This is a genomic window from Lentibacillus salicampi (assembly GCF_004565465.1).
In the GTDB taxonomy this organism is placed as follows: Bacteria; Bacillota; Bacilli; order Bacillales; family Amphibacillaceae; genus Lentibacillus; species Lentibacillus salicampi.
Genome location: NZ_SRHY01000083.1, coordinates 1 through 3567 on the forward strand (window position 1 = coordinate 1; position 3567 = coordinate 3567).

Genomic DNA, 3567 nt, shown 5'->3' on the forward strand with positions numbered 1-3567 from the left:
TGTTTTTGGAACTTACATGTAGGAGGTTATTAGATTTAGGGATGACTGGCAAGGCTCTTTTTTTATAAACGGCAGTTGTGTACTTTTAGGCTGCCGAATTATGTACTTTTATTTTGCCATATACAACAGGTTATGTCGGCTTGTCCAACGCCGTTCTGCTCGCCCAACATAACGAAGTCGTCGCATTCGACATCATGCAGGAAAAAGTCGATATGATCAACAATAAGAAGTCACCGATTGTCGACAATGAAATAGAAGACTTCCTCGCCAACAAGAACTTGAACCTGACCGCCACCACAAATCATGAGGAAGCCTTTGCCGATGCGGATTATGTAATCATATCCACACCGACCAACTATGATCCGGATCAGAACTATTTCGACACATCAACCGTCGAAACCGTCATCGGTAACGCCCTGGACTCCAATCCAGATACCGTCATGGTGATCAAATCGACCATTCCGGTTGGCTACACGAAAGAAACCAATGCCGAATTCGGAACCAACAATATCATCTTCTCACCCGAATTTTTACGGGAAGGCAAAGCATTATACGATAATCTATATCCATCACGCATCATCGTCGGCGAAAAGTCCGACCGCGCCCAAACATTCGCTGATCTTCTCGTCCAAGGCGCCGAGAAGGAAGATATCGACGTGCTATTCACTAATTCGACAGAAGCCGAAGCAATCAAGCTATTCGCGAATACATACCTCGCCATGCGCGTCGCTTTCTTTAACGAACTGGACTCGTATGCCGAAGTACGCAACCTGAACACGCAGCAGATCATCGACGGCGTCTCCCTTGACCCGCGCATCGGCAGCCATTACAACAACCCGTCCTTTGGCTACGGCGGCTACTGTCTGCCAAAAGACACCAAGCAACTCCTCGCTAACTACGAGGACGTACCAAACAACATCATGCAGGCCATCGTGGACGCCAACCGCACACGCAAGGATCATGTAGCCAACATGATCATCGAACGCAACCCAGATGTCGTCGGCATTCACCGCCTGACGATGAAGACAGACTCCGACAACTTCCGCCAATCCGCCATCCAGGGTGTCATGAAGCGTATTAAGGCGAAGGGTATTGAAGTGGTGGTGTACGAGCCAGCATTGAAAGAGGAAACATTCTACAACTCCCGTGTTGTGAATGATTTTGACGAATTTAAGAACTTATCAGATGTCATCGTCGCTAACAGAATGACGGATGATTTGAAGGATGTTGAGGAGAAGATTTATACACGGGATTTGTTTAGTCGGGATTGATTGAAGTTTTTACGGCACCCCTGAAAGGGTGCTATATATACATTAATAGTTCTTTAAGCCGAATTAAAAGAGTTTTTCTTAAATATGTATATTTTTTTTAAAATAAATTAAATAACGATAAATAGTTGAACAGTACGTATTTTTTCATTTTTTCGGGGGTAATTGAATGATCAGTAACGCAGAAAATTTTTTATCAATGAAATTAGATGAACTGTCCTCGAAATTTAATACTGAAGGTGTACCTTCATACAAAGGATATTATGCTGACGTTTCCAATAACGACTTAAAAGAAATCTTCGCCCTTATACATTACCAGTTAAATGAATTGTTTACGTTTATGAACCATAAAAATACTCCGGCTGGTGGTCATTACAATGCCGACGAAAGTAGAGATTTAATTGAAGTGAACCGACAACTTAAACTAATACACGCTGCACTTGAAAGTGAATATCCTGAATATAGTTTCGACATCAATAATTATTATAGAGAGATACTTAATAGATGTAAAACTTTTCTTGTACCCCGGGGAGGCACCTCTATTCCAGAGGATTTTCCGGAGATCGACATCATCGATTACAAAGCGATCTTTAGTATTTTGAATACTACAACAATACAACCGCCTATACAAAATTTGTCTGTAACTAAGAAATTAATAGGTAGTGGTTCTTATGCTGACGTTTATAAGTATAAGGATCCTCATTATAATTGTTATTTTGCATTGAAGAAGGTAAAAAAGGATATCCGATCAGATGAATTGGCAAGGTTTAAAAAAGAGTATTATGATTTAAAAAAGCTTGATTCACCATTTATAATTAAGGCCTATCATTACAATGAAACGAATAATGAATATACGATGGAAAAGGCTGATTGTTCGCTGGAAGAGTATATGAATAAAAATAACAACAGGCTTTCTTTTAATGACAGAAGAGCGTTAGTTATACAATTATTAAGGGCTTTTGAATACATTCATTCAAAAGAGCTACTGCATAGAGATATAAGTTTCCAGAATATATTAGTCAAAATTTACGAAGACGAATCTTCTTGGATAAAGGTATCTGACTTTGGTTTGGTTAAGAGACCTGAGAGTAAACTTACCAGAACAGGAACCGAAATCAAGGGTACTATAAACGATTTTTCTGATTTAAACAAGGTAGGTTTTGAAAACTATGAGATTCGGCATGAGACATATGCTCTCGCACAAGTTATATATTTTATATTAACAGGACGCAAAAGTAAATTTCATCGCGAAGAAAATAAAGAATTGAGAAATTTGATTTTAAAAGCAGTCTCAAATAAAGAGGATCGATTTTCAAGTGTTAAAGATATGAGAGATGAACTTTTATATAAAGTATTCCCCTCCATGAGAAATTAATAATTTTAGGCGTCTGTTACTATCTAAATATAGACTAATTCAATGAAATTTGGTGCAATTGATAAACTAAAGTAAACAGTTTTGGTTACATGAAAATTAATATTCCAGTGGAGCTGCACCTTGGTTCTAATAAATTTATGGCTGCTATTTTATGTTGAACCCTGACACTAGAAACAAGACCACGCAAAGGAATTAAGAATGAGGCCTTTAATGCGATTATAGCCATGCCATAAACGTCAAAACGCCCTTTTGTAACTGCTACACTAAATCAGACAGTTTTCGCTAAATAAAAATGAACAAAAATAAACACTTTAGAAGTCCGGTGAAAAACTATATTTTTTAACTATCAAAGATGCGAACAAAGACGATAATTTTTCTGGAAATCCCTTAAAAATAAGGGAAATAAAGTGATTGTCGTGGTTTCTTTCATCCCGTTTTTTCGTTTCAGCGCATGCTGAAATACCGGTCCTGGGTCTTTTGCCTGTGAACCGGCTTAACTTCTTAAGATTTTGAACGATGGCGGTACAGAGTGCCTGTTCCTGCATACAGTCCAGCCCTCTGCTTCTGGCACGATCCATGCCGTGAACTGTCTTGGCCTCAGCGAATTCATGTTCACACTGGACACGCTCGTCTTGGATATCTTGATATTTGCCGTCAATCTGAATTTGTTTTGCTTGATTTTTGGCCTTGACGTTCTCGACTTTTTCCTGCCGTTTTCTTTGGTGTTCAGGGTTGTGGGTTTTCCTTTGCCAAGTCGGAACTTCCTCCAACTCATGGTCCCGCAACGAAATCAAAGGTGATTACAGCCATCGGAATTTACCACCCTTGCCATCTTTTTTACCACCGTTTGCCAAGGTATTTACCACACATTGCCAGTGTATTTACCAATGGTTGAAAAAGCCCTACAGACCAATGTTTTAAAAG

Annotated in this window: 3 protein-coding genes; 2 read left to right on the plus strand and 1 reads right to left on the minus strand. The window is 39.2% G+C overall.

What is annotated here, in order from left to right; genetic code table 11:
- Positions 1-110: 110 nt before the first annotated feature.
- Together E4U82_RS19275 and E4U82_RS19280 are read left to right on the plus strand one after the other, a co-directional pair.
- Positions 111-1271, plus strand: a complete 1161-nt coding sequence (locus E4U82_RS19275) for a nucleotide sugar dehydrogenase (protein WP_135111866.1) — start codon at positions 111-113, stop codon at positions 1269-1271.
- Positions 1272-1437: 166 nt separating this feature from the next.
- Positions 1438-2643, plus strand: coding sequence for a protein kinase domain-containing protein (locus E4U82_RS19280; protein WP_135111867.1), 1206 nt, complete (start codon positions 1438-1440; stop codon positions 2641-2643).
- Between the two features lie 311 nt (positions 2644-2954).
- Here the strand turns inward: E4U82_RS19280 and E4U82_RS19285 are convergent, their stop codons facing one another.
- Positions 2955-3437, minus strand: coding sequence for a transposase (locus E4U82_RS19285; RefSeq protein ID WP_135111868.1), 483 nt, complete (start codon positions 3435-3437; stop codon positions 2955-2957).
- Positions 3438-3567: the final 130 nt, after the last annotated feature.

Bases quoted from the DNA above. Each gene is read 5' to 3' on its own strand.
- E4U82_RS19280 (WP_135111867.1), top strand. From the start codon at position 1,438: ATGATCAGTAACGCAGAAAATTTTTTATCAATGAAATTAGATGAACTG.